This is a genomic window from Bacillus sp. AR8-1 (assembly GCF_008042345.1).
GTDB lineage: Bacteria > Bacillota > Bacilli > Bacillales > Bacillaceae_G > Bacillus_A > Bacillus_A cereus.
The window spans coordinates 1-20245 of sequence record NZ_QNUB01000008.1 but is presented as its reverse complement, the minus strand read 5'-3'; the positions used below and the strand labels follow the sequence as shown (position 1 = coordinate 20245).

Here is a 20245-nt window from a genome sequence, read left to right as displayed (position 1 = left end):
TCTCTCCACCTGTTTTACTTTTTAATCATATTATTTAAAGTCTGATCCCCCGTATTGTTCAAATGAGGATTTTTACTCATTTCACGTTTTAGCATATCGAGGCTTTGCGTATATTCTGTATCATTTAATGCGCCAGATTGAAGCCCTTGAATTTGAGAAATTAACTTTTGGTCTGTTGATACATATGCTTTATAATAGCGAGGGACGATGGACAAAGCGGTTTTATATACTTGATCTGCTACGAGTTTTGGATCCGTTGTGTTTGCACGATATACAACAAATACTTCATCATCGGTAACGAGTGTAGCAGCGTTTGTAACGTCAGGAAGTTTGACTGTCATGCTTGTAATCATTTCAGCGACTTTCTCGCGATTAATGGCCCCTACTTGTTTGTTAGATACTTCATGCTTTTGTTTAGAAGAATAACCGACTCTTGTGAGTCTTGTATTTGTATTTTCCGTATGATACATGTCGTTTTTATTGGAAACAAGAACACGGCTTCCTTCTTCACGTTCCATTTCAGCTTTGTTCGCTGATTGGCAGCCTGCAAATAAGGAAAGAGTGAGAAGGGAAAGTAAAATTTGTTTTTTCACGATGTATCACCTCCTTCTCCATAGCATGTACTAATTTGCAATTTTTTGTATTTGAAATTGTTGGTTGTTATGCTTTGTGATACGATAAAAAGAAGAATGCTTAGAGAGGAAGTTAATGATGGAGCAAAAGCAAGAGCAAGAGATTCATGCTACGGTGAGCATTAATAATGTTCAGTACGAAGTAATTAAAAACTTTCGTGACGGTTTTAGTGAAGAAGCATTTAAAGAGCGCTATGCAGAAATTTTAAATAAATATGATTATATCGTTGGAGACTGGGGATATGAGCAACTTAGACTGCGAGGATTCTTTGATGATAGTAACCAACGTGCGACATATGATACGAAAATTAGTACGTTAACGGAGTATTTATACGAGTACTGTAACTTCGGTTGTGCACACTTCGTATTACGAAAAGTGAAGAAATAAAAAAATCCTCTTACAATTGTAAGAGGATTTTTTACATATTCTCGCTTATAAACAAATCGAGATATGATCGCCTTCAGAAAGTATTGCATTTGGTTTCATTTGTTGTCCATTTAATTGAATATCCCCATTTTTAATTTTATCCACAATGCGTGTACGGCTCCAGTCGGAAATATATGTGGATAAGGCTTTATCAATGCGGTGGGAACCGAAAACGATATCTAATACGATCGTGATTTCAGCTACGCCACTTTCTTTATGTTGCGTAATAGAAATAGTAGTACTTGTTTCTGTTTGATCTTGCTGAGTCATATCAATCGTTTCAACGTGATCAGTAAATGATTTATAAATACGCAGTTTTTGATTCCACGTATGATCTTTCGAACATTTATAAATGGCAAAGCGGTATATGTTTTTTCCATTGGCGTTATGCCTACGAATATTCGTATCAGTAAATAGGGTAGTACGTCCGCAATTTTTACAATATTTTTCGATTGTGTGTTGCTGATTTTCATATAAACTCCAAGAAAGTTGTACTTTCTGCATTTTCCTTCACCTCTTATAGTAGTGGCAAAGAAACGTAATACAGCTATTTGGATGTCTTGTAGTATGAAGACATGAGAAAAAGACAAAAATAAAAGGAGGTTCCCCAAAGAGGAACCTCCGTAAACATCATACTACAGATGCAATACGTTCCTTTGTAATGGGAATGGGCAGACTACTCCCTTGAAAAAGCGTGGTGCTTTTTTGAGAGTAATGCTATCCAATTGCTGGTCCATTACAAAGTAAATGTTGGCATACGTAGATAACGTCCTTTCTATCCAAATAGATTTATTCTTAATTATAACATAAAAGATTGAAAATTCGAAACTCTTATAGCGGAAAAACACCAGCTAAAATAGCTGGTGCATACGATAAATTATATAAGTTCAAATAAAAATGAGCGTAATTCTTCTGCAATTTCTTCAGTCATAGAAAATGCGTGCTCTAAGTAGCCTGGTTCGTTTAAATCGTCAGCACCGATAATTGCAAATTTATTACTTTGCATATCAAGTACAATTGTTTTACCGTAATGACGATCGGAGTATAAAAGCGCTAAATCATGACGCTCATTTTCTCCCATAAAGCTAACGAAACGAGTTTTTGTAGCGACAGTGTCGTCGTACAGAAAGAAACGTTCTTCCATACACATGGCTCCTTTATTAAATATCTAAGTTTAAGTGTGGTTTATGATCTAAATGGTGATGCGTTTTAATGAATCGTACTGTTCTTGTTTTGTAACGCATTACGATAGAGTATGTTTCAGCTAAATCTCCGCCAAGGAATTTAACACCGTCTAATAACTCACCAGCAGATACACCAGTTGCTGAGAAGATTGCATCATCCCCAGATACTAAGTCATCTAACATAAGAAGTTGACGAGGGTCTTCTAATCCCATTTCACGACAACGAGCTTCTTCTTCTTCGTTCATTGGAACTAAGCGAGCTTGCATTTCACCTTCAAGGCACTTTAATGCTGCTGCAGAAATAACACCTTCTGGAGCTCCGCCAATACCTACGAATAAGTCGATACCCGTTCCAGGTAGTGCTGTTGCGATTGACGCACCAACATCACCGTCACCAAATAATTTTACGCGTGCACCTTTTGCACGAACACGGTCAATAATATCTTGATGACGTTCACGTTCTTGAACGATAACCGTTAGGTCACGAATCTTTTTATTGTTAGCTTCTGCTACAATTTCAATTGTTTTTTCAATTGGATCATCTAAGCTAATTTTACCAGCTGCTTTTGGACCAACCGCGATTTTTTCCATGTACATATCAGGAGCATGAAGAAGGTTCCCTTTGTCTGCGATTGCAATAACTGCCATTGCATTTGCAAGACCTTTTGCAACGATGTTTGTACCTTCTAATGGATCAACGGCGATGTCTACTTCCGGACCGTTACCTGTTCCTAGTTCTTCACCAATATACAACATCGGTGCTTCATCAAGTTCTCCTTCACCAATTACAACTGTACCTGCCATGTTTACTGAATCGAACATATCACGCATTGCTGTAGTTGCTGCATCATCTGCTTCATTTTTCTTTCCGCGGCCCATCCACTGTGCGGATGCTAAGGCTGCTGCTTCTGTTACACGGACAATTTCTAGTGCGAGTTCACGTTCCAAGATTCCATTCCTCCAATTTCAAAAATCATACAAATATAACTATAACAAATAACGGAGAAAAGGTGAATTCGAAAAATTGTCGATTTTTTCAGAAGAAAGCGTTACAATTAAAATGTAAATGCTTTAATTTCCAGGTAGGTGACATTCATGTATTTTGTAGACAGAAAGAAAATAGAACAAATGCTAGTATGTTTAGAACGAGCAACAAGTACATTTCAAGAGAAAAAGATATATGAAACCGAGTTTGAATTTTACGCATTAGAGCGCATAGCCCATCTTATTATTGATACTGTATTAGATGTAGGAAATGCGATGATCGATGGATTTATTATGCGCGATCCAGGAAGCTATGAAGATATTATTGATATTTTAATGGACGAGCGAGTGATAAGTGAAGAAGATGGCCAAGGGATGAAAGAAATTATCCTTCTTCGAAAAATGCTTACGCAAGATTATATTCAAATGAATCATGATGAATTATATAAGACGATTCAAAAACATATTGCAGTGGTGGAAAAGTACCCAGCAAATATTCGCAGTTATTTAGAAAAGGAATTAGGACCTGTATCTGCATTTGTACCAGAATAATTATGCTTATAAGATCCCCAGAGAATACCTTTTGGGGATCTTATATTGTATGTGAGAAAGAAAAGGGAGAAGGGTGAAGTATGGGGGAAGCACGTACTACGAAAGACGAGATTGTACAATTGTTGAAAGTAAAGGGAGAGCACACAGTAGCTGAACTAGCTGACGTTTTAGAGATTACAGAAATGGCAATCAGAAGACATTTAAGTAATCTTGAGAAAGACGGACTCATTTATTCTAAGATGGTAAGGCAACATGTCGGAAGACCAACTTATTTGTATGGATTAAGTGAAAAGGGAGAAGATACATTCCCGAAAGAGTATAAGCAATTTGCGATTGATATGCTAGAAGATTTAGCTCGAATGGGCGATGAAAAAATACTTCGTTACGTTTTAAAAGAGAGAACGAAGCGAATGGAAGAACAGTTGCAAAAGAGAGTAAGTAATCAAAAGAATTTAGCATATAAAGTGCAAGAGATAGCAGCTATGCAAGAGAAAAATGGTTATATGGTTCAAATAAAGAGAGATGGAGAGAACTCTTTCGTAATTGAAAAACAAAACTGTCCGTTAAAAGAAATTGCAGAGAGATTCCCGCAAGTATGTGAAGATGAAAAAGAGATGTATAAGCGTTTATTTACGAACGCAGATGTGAAAACGCTAGCAAACATGTGCGAGGGCGATTGTAGTTGTTCTTACCAAATAAAAGAGAAAAAATGAACGTTATGGGGCGCTTTAAGGTAAAGCGTTTTTTTCTTTGGAAAAAGCGGGTAATATAAGAGTGGTATGATAGGTGAGAACGTTAGCATAGAAGGAGAGACATAATGATGTATAAAGGTTACTTAATTGACTTAGACGGTACGATGTATCGCGGAGAAGAACAGATTGAAGAAGCGAGCGACTTCGTAAAAGCTTTAGGAGAGCGCGGCATTCCTTATTTATTTGTTACGAATAACTCAACGCGTAAACCAGAACAAGTGGCAGAAAAACTTGTTCGTTTCGATATTCCAGCGAAAGCAGAGCAAGTATTCACAACGAGTATGGCGACTGCGAACTTCATTTATGAACGTAAACAAGGTGCAACTGTATATATGATTGGTGAAGAAGGTTTACACGATGCACTTGTGGAAAAAGGATTTGAACTTGTGGATGAAAATCCTGATTTCGTTGTTGTTGGTTTAGATCGTGACATCACATATGAAAAGTTAGCAAAAGCGTGTCTTGCTGTGCGTAACGGTGCAACGTTTATTTCCACAAATGGGGACATTGCCATCCCAACTGAGCGCGGGTTATTACCAGGTAACGGTTCATTAACATCGGTTGTAGCAGTATCGACAGGTGTGGATCCAATCTTTATCGGAAAACCAGAATCAATCATTATGGAACAAGCTTTAAAAGTTCTTGGTATAGGAAAAGATGAAGCATTAATGGTTGGGGATAACTATGATACAGACATTTTAGCAGGAGTAAATGCTGGTATGCATACGCTTCTTGTCCACACTGGAGTCACAACTGTGGAGAAGTTAACAGAATACGAAGTTCAACCGACGCAAGTTGTGCATAACTTGACGGAGTGGATTGAGAAGATGTAATGAAAAAAGCTGTTCCAAACTTTGGAACAGCTTTTTTTATTTCGTTGTGACTAGTGTCGATTTTTGTCGGTAAGTCGATATATTTGAAAAATCGCCGATATAATCTGAGTTACGCCGATATATTTAGAAAATCGCTGATATAATCTGAGTTGCGCTGATATATTAAAAAAATCGCTGATATAATTTTATTAGAATGCACGATTCACAACGTCTTTTACTTCTTCAAGATATTGTTTACGCACATCATTATCCACAGAAGGGACACTTGTATAGAATGTATGCTCAAGTGTTTCAATACCTGTAAAGTCAAAAATACCAACATCCGCTGTTTTCTTCATTGCATCAAACATGCCGCCTGCTGTGTATGCCTCTTTCGTATTACCCATTGTAGATAATAACAATCCTTTTTTACCGCTTAATAACTTTTCAATGCCGTTTTCACCGTAAGCATAAGCAAATCCATGGCTAAACACACGGTCAACGTATCCTTTTAAAATAGCAGGAAGTCCCGCACACCAAACTGGATAAATAAATGTAATGCTATCAGCCCAAGAGATATGCTCTTGTTCTTCTTTAATATCTTCGGGTGTATTTCCTTGAGAAAATGAGATGAAATCGGAAGCGCCTAATACTGGATTGAAGTTTAATTCGTATAGATCGCGAACGCGTACTTCATGACCTTTTTCTTCTAATTCACGTTTTACCGTTTCTAAAATCGCATGGTTGAAGCTTTCTGTATTTGGGTGTGCATAAACGATTACATGTTTCATTGTTCTTCCGCCTATTTGTGGATATGTGAATAGCTATTTGTATATCTGTAACTATTATGGTTACTACTTTTATAGAAGTCAAGTAATACATATGTATGTATAAAAAGACGCTCGAAAATCGCCTTTTTATACCCCGCTCATACAAAGTACAAAGAAGACGAATAAAATGATAACAATACCAATGCCAAAGTTAAATACGAGAGTACTATCCATATATGTAGCCTCCTTGTTTGAAAGTAAAAAGCACTCTAGTTAAGAGTGCTTTTTTTATTTTGAATCTACTTTATAACTTTTAGAAAGTGATTCATGCGTGTAATGATTTACATTATTTTATGTATTTATACTTTGAAATGAGTAAGTCCTTGTTGGATATAGAAAAAAAGACACTCGTTCGAGTGTCTTTTAAGATGACAAAATGTGCCAATTGCTTGAGGTTGATAAGACGCTAATTTCCGTGTTAACGCCTTTTCTTTAATCAAGAAGTGTAGCAACAGCGATTCAAATAAATTGTACCATCTGTTTAATCGCGGTGCGTATGCAATTGTGCATATTATGATCATGAGGTAGGTAATGAACTGTGAATAATTTGAAGTGATTTATTTACGATTTCTTCTGCGGCATATATGCCGATTGCGTCTGTTTTTAAAATATGGGGTTGTAAGTTATCATGCATTGCCCCTAACTCACCATGAAGTGGTGCGAAGGCATGGTTCGCCTTTTCAAGCATGCATAAATCAAGTAAAGAATCCCCAGCTGTAATAATCGTATCTATTTGCAAAATTTCTTTTATATATTGCACGGCGTCCCATTTATTAATTGGTTTTGGTACAAAGTATAGCTTTCTACCTTGAAGTGAATGATTCCAGCCTTGTTTGTCTAACCAGGAAGTGAAAGATGATAATTCATCATAAGGAATGTTCTCCCGTTTAATAATGCAATAATGGAATAGATCATCGGCTGTTTTTTGTGATATAACCCAATCTTTATGAGCTATTTGTCCAAATTCCTTTAGTATGTCGTTTCTCTCTATACATTCAACCGATAGTCTTTCTTTTACTGTCCTGTTCCAAGTACCATCTTGTTTCCCGTTATGAAGGATATTACCGCCATTACTTGTAATGACGTATTCGGGAATGATTTCGTCTTGGAATAAAGCAATCCGCTGAAACTGCTCAATAGTTCTTGTTGTAACTGGGATGAAATGTGAGTGCAGTTGCAATTTTTTTAGTAGTGAAATGGTTTTATGTGATATGAAAGAAATTTCTTTCCCATCTAAAGTTTCAATGAGTTGAATTGATTCATCTTCTATAGGGGCACGAAACGATTTCCGGGAATAAATAAGCGTCTGATCAAGATCACTGGCGAAAATCATATCGTTTCCCTCTTAAGAGGCTTAATGAGCCCGCAACATGAATAAGCCATATTCTCATAGATTTCAATAGGGACATTCTTTTCTTTAGCAAGAAGTAAAATATGCTTTAAATCGGGATTGTTTTGCTTACGTATTAAAATTTTCCACGGTATTCTCCGGAGTAATACGCGAGTTGTTTCACCGACTCCTGGTTTAATTAAGTTAATATCGTCAATTTCAAAGTGATTTTGGATAGACTGTATATCTTTTAATCCTTGCCAAGAGGGATCAGTGTAAGTTGAAGTAATATAACGTAATTGATTATCTATATGAGAATGAACAGAAGGGAATAAATCTGTTACCTCATCAACGAAGAAATTTGATAAGTCTTCTTGCTCTAGCTCTTTATAATATTTAACACCATGAAAATCATTTGGACCGATATAGGTGTCATTTAGTATAGTGCGGCTAATTAGTCCAGAGACTGTTGCATTTAAGCAAGCGCTAGGAATAAGAAAATCTTCACGTGTACCGTAAATTGAAGTACAGTAACCGGGATCAGCAAGTACAGCCATACAATGAGAAATGTGTGTATTATTTCGTTCGTTAAATGTGTGTACTGCATATTCTAATTCTTTTTTTATTGCACCTTTTCCAGTCCACCCATCAATGAATTGAATTGTTTCTTTAGGGTGATGTTCCAAAATATAATGGAGTGCATTTTCATCAATACCGCGTCCGCGAACAATAGAAATACAATAGTGAGGTACATCAAGGTTGTATTGATAGCGTATGTAGCGTTTGATAAGAATGCCAATAGGTGTACCAGCACGAGCTAATGAAACGAGGGCAAGGTTAGTTCCTTTAGTTTGTATAATCTGTTCGGCGACAACTCCAACAGCGATGGCTAGTTTGTGTTTGTATTGTTGCAGGGAAGAAAAGAATAAATCCATATATGCTTTAGATGGTTTATATTCCATTGGTAACGTTTCGGAATAATGTGTGCCAGCTTGAATTGCTTGTTCTCTAGTTTCCGTGGAACTTTCTTTCATTAAATTACTAATATCTTTTAATAGAAAAATAGCATCATTTGGATCATAACTACTAATATGAGAATTTACTTTTACCATAATTATCAACCTTCCTTTTCTATGCTATTTGAAAATGAGACGATATGAATAAAAGGAATAACTGTTTGTAACTGCTGTAGAAGAGGAAACAGGGCTTCTTCTCCTAAATCACGCTCAATAAAAACAAATACTTCATCGTAATCATGAGGTGAAATATTATAAAAGTAATTTGTAATAGTAGAATCTTCAGGACTTGGATATGAGAAATGATTATGAATGGCATAGTTCACATCATTTGAAACAGGATGGATAGGGCTTCTCGTTGTAGATTGATATAAAATATTTTCACCCATTTCAGCAGCAATTTTCATTGGGATATACATAAATTCACCCGTTCCGAGACAGAGTGTTCGTTTTCCCATTCTTTCTCTTTTTAAAGCTTTTCCTGCTTCTTGAGCGAAAGAATGAATGTGCTTTTGTTCATATGCTGAAATGCCGAATCGCCCGGTATATTTTATATAATTTAATGTATAGGGTGATGTTGGGCAGATAAGGGTATGCTTTTTGAAATCAGGTTTTGTTTCTTCAATTTGAATATCTGTTTTTGAAATATTCAATGGTTGGCCAGTTGTATGAATACTGCCTTCTAATAAAGAAATAACATGAATCTTAATTTGAAGTTCTTCTTCTAATTGTTTAAATTGTTTTCTATTAGTATGAGAACGCCAGTCTAATAAAGAAGCAATTATATATTCTTCTCGTGGGAATTTATTTTGAATAGATCTAATAATATTTAATGCTGTTTTTCCTGTTGTCATCTCATCATCTACGAGAACAATTGGATTGTTGTTTTGAAAAAAGCTTTCATCTACATAACAACGGTGCGATGTTGCATGAGAATGTTCTTCCTCAAATGTAATGACAGATTCTAGGTGGGGTATCGATTCCCTAGTTGTATGTACATACTTTGCATTTTGAAAGCATTGAAACATAGAATGACCAAGTGATGTCGCTGTTTCAGCGAATCCGATGAACAAAACTTCTTCTTGCAGAGGATATTGATAACGAAATACTTCCTCTGGGATTTCATCAATTTCTAATGAAATGAGATTTAAAATTTCTTTTTGAAATGGATGAGAAATATTATGTAGTATTTCCATATATCTTGCAGCGAGAGCAACTCCACTTGATAGAGAGACTGCAGGTTTAATAGGAAGATGCTTTCCAAGGATTGTACTCACAAATAAAAAACTACGTTTCTTATTTATTCTCGCAGCCATTTGAAAAAGATTGTCTAGCGCTAAATTATATGGATTATCACGTACTTCTACATGAACTTGTATATTATTTAAAACGTTATACGTGTTGCTTTGCTTTTGCAATAAGGAGATCGGTGAATTGTTTGTTTTCATGTAGCACCCCGTAAATATTAGATTTTAAAATGGTTTTGCGAGCCCAGCCATAATGAGGTTTTACTTCATTCATTTTGTTAGAAAAACTGCTTTTTAGCACTCCATTATACGTATCTGCATTTTGTAAAATTAATCTTGCATCTAAATAATCTTCCATTGTGACAATGTGCATTGCCTGTACAACTTTAATATGAGATGGGTGAATAACTGTCTTTCCGATTAAGCCATTTGCATGGTCAAGTGATACCTCTTGAATAAGCCCTTCTTCATGATCATTAGAAAAATATTCCCATACACATCCTGAAATAATATATTCATTTGTTGCCCTTGAGAAAACGTTAATAATGTCTGAAATACAATCACGGACAACAGTAATATGATAGATAGGTGTGTATTTATTGCGCCGAATACTAAATATACTTGAAAAATCAGTAGCACCAATACGTACATTTAAGATGTAATCGTGATAAGAATCTAGTAAATCCTTTATTTGTAATAATGATTCTGCCCGTGTTTCCTTATACATAATTTCGGGTGATTCTAAAATCGGCATGCCATATAGCGATAATGAGTATAACTCGTTTATATATGCAAGCTGATCGATATAAGTCTTTCCGTTAATCGGTGTGAATTTTGGAAAGACAAAACCACATAAACAATGAACAGCACTACCTAATTCAGTAACAATTGTCTTCATTTGACTTGGCTGTCGAACTCTAATAAAAAGAAGTGGGATGTCTGCTTGATTTAGTATGTTGGCACTGACTAAGTTAGCGATTTGCTGTATTTGAACGACGATGTTTTGCTCTGCAAGTTTTACTTCCTCATCGCTTATAGCGTCCTCTAGACAAAGAATAATTGAGATAGCATCCACATGTTTCCTTCTAATTATATCTTCCGCAATCGTTTCTTTCGTGCCAGGAGTATATAGTGTAGCGCCTAGTGCGTAAGCTAGTTGTTCTTTTTCTATATTTTTTGAAAAACTAAGAGGTTCTTTATAGAAAAAATTTTGCCGTTCTTCTGAGGAGAGATAAGAAAAGTAATTCAAATTGTCACCACCTTATTTATAATGATTCTGTTTAATCGTAACATAATAAGAAAAATCTTCCATTAAAATAAAGCGGTAAATTAAAAAAACATATTGAGAAAGATGAATTATAAGATGAATATCGAATATTGTTAATAGAAATATAATAGGGGGAAAGAGAAAGTGGATATACATAAGTTAACAGAGGAAGAAGCAAATGAGATAAATATGTGGGCGTACGAGGAACCATATAATTTATATAGTTTTTCAGGCGAGAAAGAAGTAATAAAAGAATTATTAGATGGAACTTATTATGGCTGTTGTGACGATCAAGGAGAGTTCATCGGCTATTTTTGTTTTGGAGAAAATGCACAAGTACCAGGTGGAAGAGATGCTAATTTATATGGTGGAGAAGATGTGATTGATATCGGACTTGGTATGAAGCCGGCGTTAGCTGGGAAAGGAATGGGGAAAGAATTTTTCCAAGCTGGAATAGCGTTTGCTGCTAAGGAATTTAATTCGAAAATGTTTCGATTAAGTGTAGCAACATTTAATACAAGAGCGATTACGTTATATAAAAATATCGGATTTAAGCAAGGGCTTATTTTTTTGAGCCGCGGAAGAGAATTTATGCTTATGGAATACGAAAGACCGTCAGCATGAAACTGACGGCCTAGAAAACATTATTATTCTGAGTGCTCAGCTCGGTGCGCTAAACGGCTTGATGCAGCGGCAGCGATTCCGCCAACGATATCATCAAGGAACGTGTGCACCTTTCCAGTTGATTTATCATTTAAGTATTCTAAAATACCAGGTTTTAATTTATCAATATATCCAAAGTTTGTGAAACCGATAGAGCCGTACACGTTCACGATAGAAAGTGCGATAACTTCATCAATTCCATATAAGCCTTCATCACGTTTTACAATATCTTGTAACGGTTCACTTAGCATTCCTTTTTCAGCAAGGACATCAAGTTCGATACCTGTAATCAGTGCGTTTTGTACTTCACGTTTTGATAGTACACGTTCTACATTGTAACGGCATTCTGACATCTCTAAATTTGGATGGTATTTTTTTTGAAGAAAATGAACAAGTTCAGCAATATCGTCAATTGTTACACCGCGTTCTTGTAATAGTTGTAATGCTCTTTCTTGTAGTTGATTTGATTCTTTCATGTTTATCACCTTTTTTTCTTTTTAGTATTTGTATACGTTTCGTTGCTTTATCATGTGCATAGGAATGAAAGGCGAGCACAAGCTCATATATATAAAGAAAAACCATAGGTGGCGACTGCGATGATTCAGCATATTTATGAGCATTATCACATGCATGTTAAAGAATTAATCCCCCTTGGCCCCTATAAAAGCTTTTGGATTCGCAACAAAATTTATGTACTTGTTCCAATTGGAGAAATGGAGGAAGAAGTACTTGTAGAGATGAAAAAGCTCAGTGATTATATGAACCAGCAAGGGGATATAACTGTAGCGACTTTCGTTCCGACTATACACGGCTACTATGTAAGTGAGATAGAAGAACAAAATTATTGCTTATTAAAAGGTATGCGCACGTTAGAACGACATGCTATGTCATTAGGAAATGAACTTTCTATATTCCATAAACGAGGTGCATTCTTTCCAGAAGAAATCGAGCAATTAAGCCGCATTGGTGAATGGAAAGCGTTATGGGAAAAGAGACTCGATCAGTTAGAAAAGTTTTGGCAATCGCAAGTGATGAACCACCCTACAGACGTATTCGATCAATTGTTTATTGAATCCTTCCCGTATTACTTAGGAGTTGCAGAAAATGCCATTCAATATGTTGTTGATACAGAAATGGATGATACGCCGCAACTAACGGATGCAGCGACAATTTGCCAAGAACGATTCACACCTTTATTATGGCATCAAACGAAGCGTCTCAAACTCCCTTTTGATTGGGTGTATGATCACCCAACTCGAGATATAGCAGAATGGATTCGCTATATGATGATTGAAAAAAAGAAAGACTGGGATCAAACAATCGTTCAATTTGTTACAGATTATGAACGAAATTACTCGCTGTCCTCATTTGGTTGGCGCTTATTATTTGCAAGGCTCCTGTTCCCGCTTCACTATTTTGAAACGGTCGAACGATATTACCAAACTGGAAACGAAGAACAAAAAAGCATATATAGAGATCGCTTAGAAGCCATTTTACACGATGTGAACCGCTCAGAGCAATTTATGAAGCATTTTTATGGCTCACTTCGTTTACCAGTAGATAAGCTCGGGATTAGAAAATTAGATTGGCTATCTTAAAAATATAAAAAAGAGACCGAGTGAGGTCTCTTTTTTATATACCACAATTTTATGTAATACATTATGCCCCTACCTGCTGATCTGTACATATATTTAAAACGAATTGATGCCTTTCGAGCTTTTCATTTACTTTACCCAATAATTCTTGCTGGATTTCTTTAAATAAAAATTGATAGCTTGTATTCCATGTTGGTATAACGGATGAAAGGCCTAATAAATACTCTTTTTTCTTTTCTAGTTCTTGAATTGTTACAAAAGTGTTCCCCATTTTTGGCATCTGTCGTCCCCCTATGTTTTTTTACTGTATATGTGTGAACGATTCACTATATAGTATTAATTATCGCATTTTTTGAGAAGGATTTCCAATTTTGTTTTATGATGTTAACGGATAAATGTGATTTGAATAAAAAAAGGAGACCAAATTTGGTCTCCTTTTAGAAGGCGATTCTGAACGAGCCGCTTCCGCTTTTAGATTAATATCCAGCTCCAGCGGCTAAAATGTTCGGTGGCTTCGCTTCTTCCGCCGAGGCAAAAAGCGCCTCTATGTCAGAAGCTCCATCCCCCTCACATTTTGAGCGAGCCGCTTCCGCTTTTAGATTAAAATACTTGTTCTACTTCGATAACACCTGGTACTTCTTCAAGTAACGCGCGCTCGATACCAGCTTTTAGTGTGATTGTAGAACTTGGGCAGCTTCCGCATGCACCCATAAGGCGTAGTTTTACGATACCTTCTTCAATGTCTACTAATTCAACGTCTCCGCCATCGCGAAGTAAGAATGGACGTAATTTATCTAATACTTCTAATACTTGTTCTTGCATATGTGGGTTTTCCATTTTTATCGACTCCTTTCATCAGTTTTATTATAATCAAGATAGAGGGGAAAATCTATTTTTTCTCTTCTTGTTTTATTGTCGAAATATTGTATCGTGTTTTTTCAGTATAGGGGTATGGGATAAGATTGTAAAATGATGTGCTTATGTAATAAGACATCTGAATATACTGTTGGAACAAGAAGTGGGGGAGAAGAAATGGTTAATGTTCAAGTGTATGGGACGAAAGTAATTTGTGCGAGCTGCGTCGGAATGCCATCTTCAACAGAAACGTTTGAATGGTTACAAGCGGCAATTGGTCGTAAATATGAAGGACAAGAAAATAAATTTAATTTCGAGTATATTGATTTCCAAGAAGAACAAGAAGATGCAGATAAAAAAGCATTCGCAGAGCGCGTAGTGGAAGAAGATTTATTTTATCCGGTCGTTCTTGTAAATGGAGAAATTGTTGGAGAAGGAAATCCTCGTTTGAAGGATGTTTATGAAGAAATCGAGAAATATTTATAAAACAAGAAGTCTTTGCGAATTTGCAAAGGCTTTTTTTATTGGAGGGATAGATATGAAAAATGGAGTGAAGCATGCGTTACCAACGGAAGTACAACAGTTAATGGAGCGGTACACAGTAGAATTAAAAGAAATTTTTTTAGATGAAAAAATAGTAGGGGTATATATTTACGGCTCCATCGCACTTGGTGCATTTTATGCAGAAACGAGCGATGTTGATTTTGTTACAGTGATAAGTGATTCCGTGAATGAAGCTGAAAAAAAGCAGCTTGTGGAACTACATAAGAAACTTAGTGATAATACGCTAGGTAAAAGAATGGACGGTATGTATATTCCGCTTGCTGACTTAGGGAAATACAATGATGAAATGAACGAGTACGTGTATTGTGCAGATGGTAAAGCTAATGTTGGTCATTGGGACATTAATGCGGTCACATGGTGGACGTTGAAAAATCAAGGCATTACAGTTACAGGAAAAGAAGCAGAAGATCTTCCGCTGCAAATACAATGGAATGATGTAGTAAATACGATGAAATACAACGTAGAACAGTACTGGAGTGAAAAGGTGAAGAAGCCATATTTATTTTTTATAGAAGAGTGGGTAGAATCAGCTGTCGTTACGATGGGACGCATTTTATATACACTAGATTATAAAACAATCGTTTCAAAAGATAGAGGATTGCAATACTTGTCAGAACGTTCAGCGGAAGAATGGGAGCTCTTATTAAAAGAAGTAGCGAGAATACGGCACAATCCAAAAGAAAAGCGAATGCTCTCAAGGTGGAGAAGAGCAGATATGACGAAGAGGTACTTACTGCATTTAATTGAGACGTGTAGAGAGAAATGGTAGGGACGAAAATGGACAATACAGTGGGGTGTATTGTCTTTTTTTATGTTGAATTTGGTATATAATGGTTTAAAAGGTTTAATTATACTGGAGGGGATAGGATGAATATAGAATTAGCTACATATGAAGAAAAGAATGAACAAATGAGTATGCGCCAAGTAATTAGCATTCTATTAATTATTTTTGGGGTCATGCATGGAATTGGTTTTTTGAACCTTTTATATGATTCTTCCTTATATCCATGGTATGTAGATCATCTTATTCCACCTTTCACGTTTTGTATGATTATCGTAATGTATGCACCGGCAAGAAATTGCTGCTTACATTTAATAAAATCATTACAATTCAATAATTTTAAACACTATGTAACGATAGTAATGACAGCGATTGTAATGCTTATATATCTTGCAATATTAAATTTAGTTTTACCACATGGGATTGGTGTGGACGAGTCTAGTATAGTAATAAAGCCTACTAAAAGTGAAATCATTTTATATGTAGTTGTGCTCACCATTTTTGCACCGATTTGGGAAGAACTTTTATTTCGGGGGATGTTTTTTACGAAATTATCCCAGCGCTTTTCTGCACTTACTAGTGCCGTTATAAGTGCTTTCATATTTACTTTTGGCCATCCCCTTACAGTAGGTAGTATTTTATATATTTTTGGTATGGGTATATGTTTAGCATACACATATAAGAAAACGAAGAATTTACTCGTTCCAATTGGGATTCATTTATTAAATAATTCGTTTTATTTATTAGTAAATTTTCAACTATAAAAAGACGCCTTTTAAAAAGGAAGTCTTTTTTATTTTGTAGTAGATAGAAAAGTATTTACAAGTATTGTGTAGAGGAAAGATAATAGAAAAAAATATGCGCATGGGGGAAGATGATGAGTAAATATAAATTACATATAGATAAAGAACAACTATGGAAAGGCTGCGTTTTAAATTCGATTGCCCATGCAATTAATGTAGCGCATTGTCCAGATTTCTCACATGAAAGTTCATGGGATGGATTTAACTATAGTATGCAAGATAGCCAAGGCGGACAAGGGACAATTACGTTTCATCCGAATTACACGATTGTATGTCTTCAAGATGTGAATAGCGAGAGAATTGATGAGTGGATTGATGCGAAAAATTATTTTGAAGGGGCACCTTCGGAAGTAATAGATATTGCGAAAGAAGAAGCACTTCAATACGTATTAGAAGAAGTAGAAGGCGAAACAGTTCCTTTGATTACAACTGCATTTTGGATTGAGGATAGCGGTGCGTATTCAATTGATTCATTTGAAGAGATGGAAGAGCACGGCGGATTCTTATTAGAAATTCCATTACTTGATACAGAATCAGCAATAGAAAGACTGGAAGAAGAGTATGAACTGACAGAGGAACAAATAGAGCTTTTACAACTCGTGTATAAGAAAAAAATCCAAAGTCCAAATGAGGAAATTAAGTTGTCTAAAGAAGAAATAGCAATGATTGGAACGGAAGATAGCGAAGGATTGGAATTTAGTAAGGAGTCATTTGAAGAAATGAATATTACTTGGGAGTTGTAGGGGAGGATAATATGTTTCCGATTGGTGATCAGCCGAAGATTACGAAAGACTTAGCAAGTATAGCTGGTGAGTTAGAAGAAGTAGCGATTGAGGGGAAAACAAAAAATATAGAACGATTAGCATCTTTGCAAGTTAAAAAGTTATGGGTGTTCACAGTAAATCAAAAGCAGTTTGATCATATTCTTACGTATGTTTGTCCTGATATATTATACGTTTACGAAATGAGGGTCGAGGATTTAAGTAGCCTTCAGAAATTGTCTAATTTACAACAGTTATATATGTGCTGGAATACAAAAGCAAAGATGTTATGGGATATTGAGTATAATAAAAAACTCAAATCCTTACTAATTGATGATTTTTCTAAGTTAGAAGATTTAAGTGCTTTAAGTAAGTGCACACAACTCAATACCTTCTATATGGGCGGTGGGATAAATACAGCGATGAAAGTACAAACTTTAAAACCACTCGCTGAATTACAGCAGTTGCAAAAGCTTACTATGATGAATTTAAAGGTTAAAGATGATTCATTAGAACCGTTAATGCAATTGAAAAATTTAAAGGAGTTAAGCTTATCTAATCAATTTAAGGTGGAAGAGTATGCAAAACTTTCTGTAGCATTGCCATATACGGTATGTGAGTCTTTTAAACCTTACGTATATATGGGCGATGCAATAGATGGGAAACATATAATGGTGACTGGGAGAAGAAGGCCAGTCCTTAATTCAAAAACGGATACTGTGAAGATGCAAAAATATGAAGAACAATTTAAAAAATTACAAGAAGAATATAAAGCACTAGTAGAAAGTACAATGTGAAATTACATTGCACTTTTTACTAGTTTTTTCATATACATATCAACTTCATGAAAGAATATGGGCTCTTTTTCCTCGGTATTCAGATGCACGGCGCAATGTAAATATTGCTGTAAGTAGCGAGTAGCTTGTTCGTACTGTTTTAATTTGTAGAAAGAAAAACAGGTAAGAAGTAGAAACGCTTTTTCTTCTAATATTGGAACGACAGCTAGTACGGGAGTAATGGAATGCATATTTGTTTCCACTAAATTTTCATAAGATACCCACGTTTGAAACCAGTCGAAAATAGTAGAAAGGTAATTCGGAATTTCGATAGTTTCATGTGAAACATTATGCAGAGGAAGTTAATAATGGACTATTCATTAGTTGTATAAGTGGAAATATGTTTGAAATAGCAGAAGGCTAATTTGTGAGTTTTCTTAAGTCGAGATGTTTGTTTTAAAGTAGTAGTATATATTCACTAAAAAAAATGTATAAAAATGATTTTGATGCATCCTTTTTAGTGAATATATAAAATAATTAACTTAGTGTATTAAAGATATGATACATGATTATTTTAATATATTTAAAAGTAAAATGAAATAAGAAACGGATAATTGTCGGAATATATTCGATTTCCGTTCATTTTTATGAAATATGTGTACTTTTTGTTAGATTCCTTCATTTTGTCCATATACAATAAATGTATATAGAAATAAGAAAAGGATGATGTACGTGAAGGACACTGTTTTACAAGAAACGATTTCTCCACAAGAATTACATAAAGTTGTTCAAAAGAATACAGCTTATTATGATTTTAAGTGGGGTAAAGTAGAAAACCCTGCGCAAGGGAATACATGGAATTGGGTAGCCTTTTTCTTCCCAACCTTTTGGTTAGCTTATCGCAAAATGTATAAGTTATTTATTATATTTGCGTTATTGGCTATACCTAGTATAGTTATAACCCCTTTTATAGATATTCCAGAGGGGATTTATGTAACATTTAGTTTAGCTCTTCAATTAGGAATGATGATATTTACTGGATGGCAAGGAAACCGTTTATATTATAAGCAGGCTGTTCGTGTTTTTCGTAAGGGAGAAGATGCGTCTGATCATGAGAAGGCGTATTTCTTACAATCTAAGGGTGGCGCTAGTGTAGCTGGTATGATTGGTTTACAAGTTATAGTCGGGATTGTGTTTGGCGGAGCTATGCTCGGACTTTCTCTTTTACCAACTGAGCCGAATATTAAAAACGTTGTTCGTTCAACTGGTGAAGGGGTTACTTTAGAGATTATGACTGATAATCCAACCTGGAAGTTTGTGAAGAAAGAAAAAGATTATGATGTAGTAGAGTTTACTGGTTATGATTATACAGAGAAGAAAAACGTGAAAATTAAATTTGCTGTTTATTTCGATGAAGATTATTTCGAGTGGCAAGAGGTATATGAAAATAATAAGAAGTTAAGTGAAGAAGAAGTAGAAGAATATCAAATTTATATTGAAGAAAATAATTGGGGTTTCTAGAGGGAACTCGTTCATTTTGAAAAGAAGAATCTTGTGAAGGTTCTTCTTTTATTTATTAGGGGGAGAGAAATGATTTCAGCATTAATAGAAGCTCTAATAGGATCTATTAGTTTAAGTACGGGTTTACACACGAAAAAGATTGATGCTAACATACTTTACTTGCAGCAGTATGAATGGTTTCGAATCATATATGAAGACGAGAAGTATCGAAAGTTATTTATTACGAACTACAAAGTTCGCTCATATTTACAAAGTAAGTTAAGAGTTCGATTGCTCGTAAAAAATAAAAATGCACAACGAAGATTTTTAAAATTAGTAGAAGAGCAAATAGAAAAACGGCATACGAATTGAAATTTTGTAAAATACAATAAAAAATGAGAATTTGAGGTAGGCTTGTCAATAACGTGAGACTATGGCACTATAAAGAAATGCTATACAAATTTTATTTATCGAGATGTAAACATCAATTTTGATTTTTACGTATAAATAATGAACGGAGGAAATGAATTTATGGCTACTTTACCAAATTGTCCAAAATGTAATTCAGAATATACGTATGAGGATGGCGTTCTTTTCGTATGTCCAGAATGTGCTCATGAGTGGGGCCAAGACGCAGAAGCTGAAAATAATGATGGTGCAAAAGTTGTAAAAGATGCGAACGGAAACGTTCTTCAAGATGGCGATGCAGTTACTGTTATTAAAGACTTAAAAGTAAAAGGAACTTCTTCAGTTGTGAAGATCGGTACGAAAGTAAAAAGTATCCGTCTAGTTGATGGCGATCACGATATCGATTGCAAAATCGACGGTTTCGGAGCTATGAAGTTAAAATCACAGTTCGTTAAGAAGGCGTAAGTAAATAAAAGAGGAGGCGAATTGGTCATCTCCCTGTCAAG

General features: G+C 35.3%; 27 protein-coding genes. 14 read left to right on the top strand and 13 right to left on the bottom strand.

The genetic code is table 11. The features are described 5' to 3' along the window. Nucleotides 1-14: 14 nt before the first annotated feature. A complete protein-coding gene (locus tag DN400_RS03810) occupies nt 15-593 on the bottom strand; it encodes a YhcN/YlaJ family sporulation lipoprotein (RefSeq protein WP_000744131.1) in 579 nt (192 codons plus the stop codon). Nucleotides 594-708: 115 nt separating this feature from the next. On the opposite strand from DN400_RS03810, the gene DN400_RS03805 reads away from it, so the two are divergent. Beyond that, complete coding sequence (locus DN400_RS03805; RefSeq protein ID WP_000970508.1) at nt 709-1020, top strand: YutD family protein; 312 nt, start codon at nt 709-711, stop codon at nt 1018-1020. Nucleotides 1021-1065: 45 nt separating this feature from the next. On the opposite strand, the gene DN400_RS03800 is transcribed toward DN400_RS03805, so the two are convergent. The 3 genes from DN400_RS03800 to glpX form a co-directional block, all read right to left on the bottom strand. Beyond that, nucleotides 1066-1563 carry a hypothetical protein gene (locus DN400_RS03800; RefSeq protein ID WP_001174588.1) on the bottom strand — a complete coding sequence of 166 codons (498 nt, stop codon included), beginning with the start codon at nt 1561-1563 and terminating at the stop codon, nt 1066-1068. Between the two features lie 373 nt (nt 1564-1936). Then, a complete protein-coding gene (locus DN400_RS03790; RefSeq protein WP_000392611.1) occupies nt 1937-2203 on the bottom strand; it encodes a DUF3055 domain-containing protein in 267 nt (88 codons plus the stop codon). Between the two features lie 16 nt (nt 2204-2219). Then, nucleotides 2220-3191, bottom strand: coding sequence for a class II fructose-bisphosphatase (gene glpX / locus DN400_RS03785; RefSeq protein ID WP_000439090.1), 972 nt, complete (start codon nt 3189-3191; stop codon nt 2220-2222). A gap of 147 nt (nt 3192-3338) precedes the next feature. On the opposite strand from glpX, the gene DN400_RS03780 reads away from it, so the two are divergent. The 3 genes from DN400_RS03780 (at nt 3339) to DN400_RS03770 (ending at nt 5364) form a co-directional block, all read left to right on the top strand. Next, a complete protein-coding gene (locus DN400_RS03780; RefSeq protein ID WP_000274010.1) occupies nt 3339-3779 on the top strand; it encodes a DUF86 domain-containing protein in 441 nt (146 codons plus the stop codon). Between the two features lie 80 nt (nt 3780-3859). Beyond that, nucleotides 3860-4492, top strand: a complete 633-nt coding sequence (locus tag DN400_RS03775; protein WP_000503347.1) for a helix-turn-helix transcriptional regulator — start codon at nt 3860-3862, stop codon at nt 4490-4492. A gap of 107 nt (nt 4493-4599) precedes the next feature. Next, a complete protein-coding gene (locus DN400_RS03770) occupies nt 4600-5364 on the top strand; it encodes a TIGR01457 family HAD-type hydrolase (protein WP_065229547.1) in 765 nt (254 codons plus the stop codon). Nucleotides 5365-5552: 188 nt separating this feature from the next. On the opposite strand, the gene DN400_RS03765 is transcribed toward DN400_RS03770, so the two are convergent. From DN400_RS03765 to DN400_RS03740, 5 genes are all read right to left on the bottom strand, one after another. Beyond that, a complete protein-coding gene (locus DN400_RS03765) occupies nt 5553-6134 on the bottom strand; it encodes an NAD(P)H-dependent oxidoreductase (RefSeq protein WP_147801550.1) in 582 nt (193 codons plus the stop codon). Between the two features lie 556 nt (nt 6135-6690). Then, nucleotides 6691-7506 (bottom strand): HAD family hydrolase, encoded by an 816-nt coding sequence (locus DN400_RS03755; RefSeq protein WP_065229514.1) that lies wholly within the window; start codon nt 7504-7506, stop codon nt 6691-6693. Then, nucleotides 7503-8615, bottom strand: coding sequence for a cysteine protease StiP family protein (locus tag DN400_RS03750; protein ID WP_147801549.1), 1113 nt, complete (start codon nt 8613-8615; stop codon nt 7503-7505). The genes DN400_RS03755 and DN400_RS03750 overlap by 4 nt, the downstream gene beginning before the upstream one ends. Nucleotides 8616-8620: 5 nt before the next feature. After that, a complete protein-coding gene (locus DN400_RS03745; protein ID WP_061660697.1) occupies nt 8621-9967 on the bottom strand; it encodes a phosphoribosyltransferase family protein in 1347 nt (448 codons plus the stop codon). After that, nucleotides 9912-11015, bottom strand: coding sequence for an HpcH/HpaI aldolase/citrate lyase family protein (locus DN400_RS03740; protein ID WP_061660696.1), 1104 nt, complete (start codon nt 11013-11015; stop codon nt 9912-9914). Before DN400_RS03740 ends, DN400_RS03745 begins: the two co-directional genes overlap by 56 nt. A 162-nt stretch (nt 11016-11177) precedes the next feature. Here DN400_RS03740 and DN400_RS03735 point away from each other — a divergent pair, with 162 nt between their 5' ends. Continuing rightward, nucleotides 11178-11657, top strand: a complete 480-nt coding sequence (locus DN400_RS03735; protein WP_065229512.1) for a GNAT family N-acetyltransferase — start codon at nt 11178-11180, stop codon at nt 11655-11657. 23 nt (nt 11658-11680) lie between these two features. On the opposite strand, the gene DN400_RS03730 is transcribed toward DN400_RS03735, so the two are convergent. Continuing rightward, nucleotides 11681-12172 (bottom strand): phosphatidylglycerophosphatase A family protein, encoded by a 492-nt coding sequence (locus tag DN400_RS03730; protein ID WP_000665103.1) that lies wholly within the window; start codon nt 12170-12172, stop codon nt 11681-11683. A gap of 120 nt (nt 12173-12292) precedes the next feature. Between DN400_RS03730 and yutH the strand changes: the two genes are divergently transcribed. Continuing rightward, nucleotides 12293-13294 carry a spore coat putative kinase YutH gene (gene yutH / locus DN400_RS03725; RefSeq protein WP_000614216.1) on the top strand — a complete coding sequence of 334 codons (1002 nt, stop codon included), beginning with the start codon at nt 12293-12295 and terminating at the stop codon, nt 13292-13294. A 61-nt stretch (nt 13295-13355) separates the two neighbouring features. On the opposite strand, the gene DN400_RS03720 is transcribed toward yutH, so the two are convergent. Together DN400_RS03720 and DN400_RS03715 are read right to left on the bottom strand one after the other, a co-directional pair. Continuing rightward, nucleotides 13356-13571, bottom strand: a complete 216-nt coding sequence (locus tag DN400_RS03720; protein ID WP_001125507.1) for a hypothetical protein — start codon at nt 13569-13571, stop codon at nt 13356-13358. Nucleotides 13572-13891: 320 nt separating this feature from the next. Further along, nucleotides 13892-14128, bottom strand: coding sequence for a NifU family protein (locus DN400_RS03715; RefSeq protein ID WP_000431159.1), 237 nt, complete (start codon nt 14126-14128; stop codon nt 13892-13894). Nucleotides 14129-14323: 195 nt separating this feature from the next. On the opposite strand from DN400_RS03715, the gene DN400_RS03710 reads away from it, so the two are divergent. The 5 genes from DN400_RS03710 (at nt 14324) to DN400_RS03690 (ending at nt 17852) form a co-directional block, all read left to right on the top strand. Further along, complete coding sequence (locus tag DN400_RS03710) at nt 14324-14632, top strand: YuzD family protein (RefSeq protein ID WP_000248588.1); 309 nt, start codon at nt 14324-14326, stop codon at nt 14630-14632. Nucleotides 14633-14684: 52 nt separating this feature from the next. After that, complete coding sequence (locus tag DN400_RS03705; RefSeq protein ID WP_016513193.1) at nt 14685-15479, top strand: nucleotidyltransferase domain-containing protein; 795 nt, start codon at nt 14685-14687, stop codon at nt 15477-15479. 98 nt (nt 15480-15577) lie between these two features. Beyond that, on the top strand, nt 15578-16255 hold the full coding sequence (locus DN400_RS03700) for a CPBP family intramembrane glutamic endopeptidase (RefSeq protein ID WP_065229511.1): 678 nt from the start codon (nt 15578-15580) through the stop codon (nt 16253-16255). A 113-nt stretch (nt 16256-16368) separates the two neighbouring features. Then, nucleotides 16369-17037, top strand: a complete 669-nt coding sequence (locus tag DN400_RS03695; RefSeq protein ID WP_072940848.1) for a hypothetical protein — start codon at nt 16369-16371, stop codon at nt 17035-17037. Nucleotides 17038-17048: 11 nt separating this feature from the next. Then, nucleotides 17049-17852, top strand: a complete 804-nt coding sequence (locus DN400_RS03690; RefSeq protein WP_072940845.1) for a leucine-rich repeat domain-containing protein — start codon at nt 17049-17051, stop codon at nt 17850-17852. 2 nt (nt 17853-17854) lie between these two features. Here the strand turns inward: DN400_RS03690 and DN400_RS03685 are convergent, their stop codons facing one another. After that, nucleotides 17855-18187 (bottom strand): hypothetical protein, encoded by a 333-nt coding sequence (locus DN400_RS03685; RefSeq protein ID WP_065229508.1) that lies wholly within the window; start codon nt 18185-18187, stop codon nt 17855-17857. A gap of 367 nt (nt 18188-18554) precedes the next feature. Here DN400_RS03685 and DN400_RS03680 point away from each other — a divergent pair, with 367 nt between their 5' ends. The 3 genes from DN400_RS03680 (at nt 18555) to phnA (ending at nt 20204) form a co-directional block, all read left to right on the top strand. After that, nucleotides 18555-19352 (top strand): DUF2628 domain-containing protein, encoded by a 798-nt coding sequence (locus DN400_RS03680; RefSeq protein ID WP_072940842.1) that lies wholly within the window; start codon nt 18555-18557, stop codon nt 19350-19352. 69 nt (nt 19353-19421) lie between these two features. Further along, nucleotides 19422-19703 carry a hypothetical protein gene (locus DN400_RS03675; protein WP_033657549.1) on the top strand — a complete coding sequence of 94 codons (282 nt, stop codon included), beginning with the start codon at nt 19422-19424 and terminating at the stop codon, nt 19701-19703. 159 nt (nt 19704-19862) lie between these two features. Continuing rightward, the gene (gene phnA, locus DN400_RS03670) at nt 19863-20204 is read left to right on the top strand and encodes an alkylphosphonate utilization operon protein PhnA (protein WP_000212735.1); all 342 of its coding nucleotides are present in this window, start codon (nt 19863-19865) and stop codon (nt 20202-20204) included. The last annotated feature ends 41 nt before the right edge of the window (nt 20205-20245 follow it).